Raw genomic sequence first — 2,506 nt, 5'->3', positions numbered from 1 at the left:
CGCCACGAACGCCTCGATGATGATCGTCACGACGCTCGTGTTCCGCCGCGTGGTCGGTCGGTTCTCGGAGGACGCGCTGCTGTCGTTCGGCCTGGCGCTCGGGACCCTCGGGGCGACGGGCGTCCTCGTGTCCGCGCTGCTCGGGGCCGGCGCGGTGCCGGTCTGGGTCTCGCTCGCCGTCGTGACCGCGGCGTGGGGGTTCGTCCTGCCGGCGGCGATGACCCGCACGCAGCACGTCGGTGCTGCGCACCCGGGGACCGCCGCGGCACTGCAGGGCGGGCTGACGTTCGGGCTCGGCGGCCTCGGCACGCCGCTCGCGGGCGCGCTCGGCGGGACGGCCGTCGCGATGGGGTCGGTGATGGCGGTGCTCATGGCGGCCGCCGTGGTCGTGCAGCTGCTGGCGACGCGACGGACCGGACGCGCCTCGACGGGTTCGTGACCCGGACCCGGTAGGTTGCAGGGTGCACCCCGCACCGATCCCAGGAGGCACCGACATGGACATCGTCGTACACGAAGCGGACGCCGGCGCCGCCGTGCTCGAGTGCAGCGGCCGACTCAACATGGTGTCGGCCCCGACGTTCCGCGAGACCGTCGCGAAGGTCGTCGGCGACGGACGGCCCCGCGTGGTCGTCGAGCTGTCCGGTGTGGAGTTCATGGACTCCTCCGGTCTCGGCGCGCTCGTCGGGTCGCTCAAGGCCGCGCGACAGGCCGGCGGGGACCTCCGCATCGCGGCGCCGTCCGACCAGGTCGAGATGGTGCTGAAGCTCTCCAACATGGACAAGATCCTCCGCACGTACCCGGACGGGGACGCCGCGGTGACCGACTGGGCATGAACGCCGCCGTGGGTGGGCACAGCCTCGACCTGGCGTGCCCGCCGGACGACGTCACGGCGGTGCACGCGTTCCTCGCGACGGTGTGGGACACCGAGCCCACCGTCTCGGCCGAGGACCGGATGGCCCTCGAGCTCGCGCTGGTCGAACTCACCTCGAACGTGATCGAGCACGGGGCGGCCGGTCGCGGCGTCTCGTGCTCGCTCCACCTCGACGTCGGGTCCGACGCGGTCGAGGCGCAGCTGACCGACGACGGTGTGCCGGTGCCGGTCGACCCGTCCGCCGCGCAGCTGCCCGATGCGCTGGCCGAGAGCGGGCGGGGCCTGGCGCTCGTGCAGATGGTGGTCGACGACCTGCGCTACGAACGGGTCGCGGACCGGAACCTGTGGACGGTCCGGCGCGGGCGCCACTGAGTGCCGCTCGTGTCTGACGGACCGGTTCGTCCGCTTCGCGCAGCCCGTGGGCCGGTATCCGCAATGCGTGCGCATACATCCCGTGGGCTCCGCGCCGCCGTGTCACGATCCAGTCGATGAACGTCGAGCCCGACCCCAGGATCAGCTTCGAGACGTCCGGGGCCGACCTCGAGGCGGCGATCCAGATGTACGAGGACGCGTACGAGAGCGTGGGCTTCCAGGCGGAGCGCACGGAACGCCCGTTCAGCTACCGCTTCCGGGTCACGGGCGACGAGACCATGTCCTTCCGCTCCACGCGGTTCGACGCCCGGATGCAGGGCGAGCTCGAGTCCGGTGACGAGTACGTCGTGATGTGGCTCGCCGACGGTGGGGGCACCGTCGACGTCGGGCGGCAGGAGGTCGCCTTCACGCCCGGCACGCCGATGATGTTCCCGACCGGTCGACCGTTCGCCTTCGACCTGCAGAACCTCCGGCAGAGCCTGGTGCAGTTCGACCGCACGTTCCTCGAGGGCGTGGCGGCCGAGGAGCACGGCACGCAGCCGGCCCCGCTCGTGTTCGACCACACCCAGCCGCCGCGGCGCGAGGACCTCCGCGGGTGGAACGCCCAGGTCCGCCGGGCCGCCGAGACCGTGCTCGGCGAGGCGCCGGTGTCGCAGCTGGTCCTCGCGGAGACCGCCCGGGACACCGCCCTCGCGCTCCTCCGCACCTTCCCGCACACCGTGCTCGCGCCGGACATCACCCTGCCGCAGGGCGCCACCGGCCGGGTCCGCGAGGCCGTCGAGTACATGCACGCGTTCGCCCACACCCCGATCAGCACGACCGACGTCGCCGAGCACGTCGGGCTCAGCGTGCGCGGGCTCCAGCAGGCGTTCCAGCGGCAGGTCGGTACGGCGCCCAACGCGATGCTGCGGGGCATCCGGCTCGACCGCGTCCGCGAGGAACTCCGCCGCTCGTCGCCCGGTGACGTCACGGTCGCCGCGATCGCCGTGCGGTGGGGCTTCGCCCACCTCGGTCGGTTCTCCGGGGCGTACGCCTCGCGCTTCGGCGAGTACCCGCGCGACACGCTGCACGCCTGATCCGACCCCCCACTACGCTTCGAGGGTGCGCAGACCTCGACCGTGGGTGATCGTCCCCGGGATCTGGAACTCCGACCCCGACCACTGGCAGTCGCTGTGGCAGGACGACCGGTCGGCCGACGACCCCGGCGCGGTCGTCCGGATCGCACCGGCGTCGTGGAGCGAGCCCGACCCGGACGACTGGTCC

Annotated in this window: 4 protein-coding genes and 1 pseudogene; all 5 read left to right on the top strand. The window is 72.9% G+C overall.

The genetic code is table 11. The annotated features are described in order from the left end of the window. Positions 1–439 (top strand): annotated as a pseudogene (locus BIV03_RS12725) (Bcr/CflA family drug resistance efflux transporter); the annotation flags it as partial. A gap of 55 nt (positions 440–494) precedes the next feature. Further along, a complete protein-coding gene (locus BIV03_RS12720; RefSeq protein ID WP_070418772.1) occupies positions 495–833 on the top strand; it encodes an STAS domain-containing protein in 339 nt (112 codons plus the stop codon). After that, a complete protein-coding gene (locus tag BIV03_RS12715) occupies positions 830–1,243 on the top strand; it encodes an ATP-binding protein (protein WP_070418773.1) in 414 nt (137 codons plus the stop codon). The genes BIV03_RS12720 and BIV03_RS12715 overlap by 4 nt, the downstream gene beginning before the upstream one ends. 116 nt (positions 1,244–1,359) lie before the next feature. Beyond that, on the top strand, positions 1,360–2,319 hold the full coding sequence (locus BIV03_RS12710) for an AraC family transcriptional regulator (protein ID WP_071295970.1): 960 nt from the start codon (positions 1,360–1,362) through the stop codon (positions 2,317–2,319). Further along, a partial coding sequence (locus tag BIV03_RS20300; RefSeq protein ID WP_368086573.1) for an alpha/beta hydrolase occupies positions 2,204–2,506 on the top strand: 303 nt, incomplete at its 3' end. The genes BIV03_RS12710 and BIV03_RS20300, both read left to right, overlap by 116 nt.

It is taken from the genome of Curtobacterium sp. MCBA15_016 (genome assembly GCF_001865105.1).
Classification (GTDB): Bacteria; Actinomycetota; Actinomycetes; order Actinomycetales; family Microbacteriaceae; genus Curtobacterium.
The sequence above is the reverse complement of the archived record's forward strand: the minus strand, read 5'-3'. Positions and strand labels throughout refer to the sequence as shown.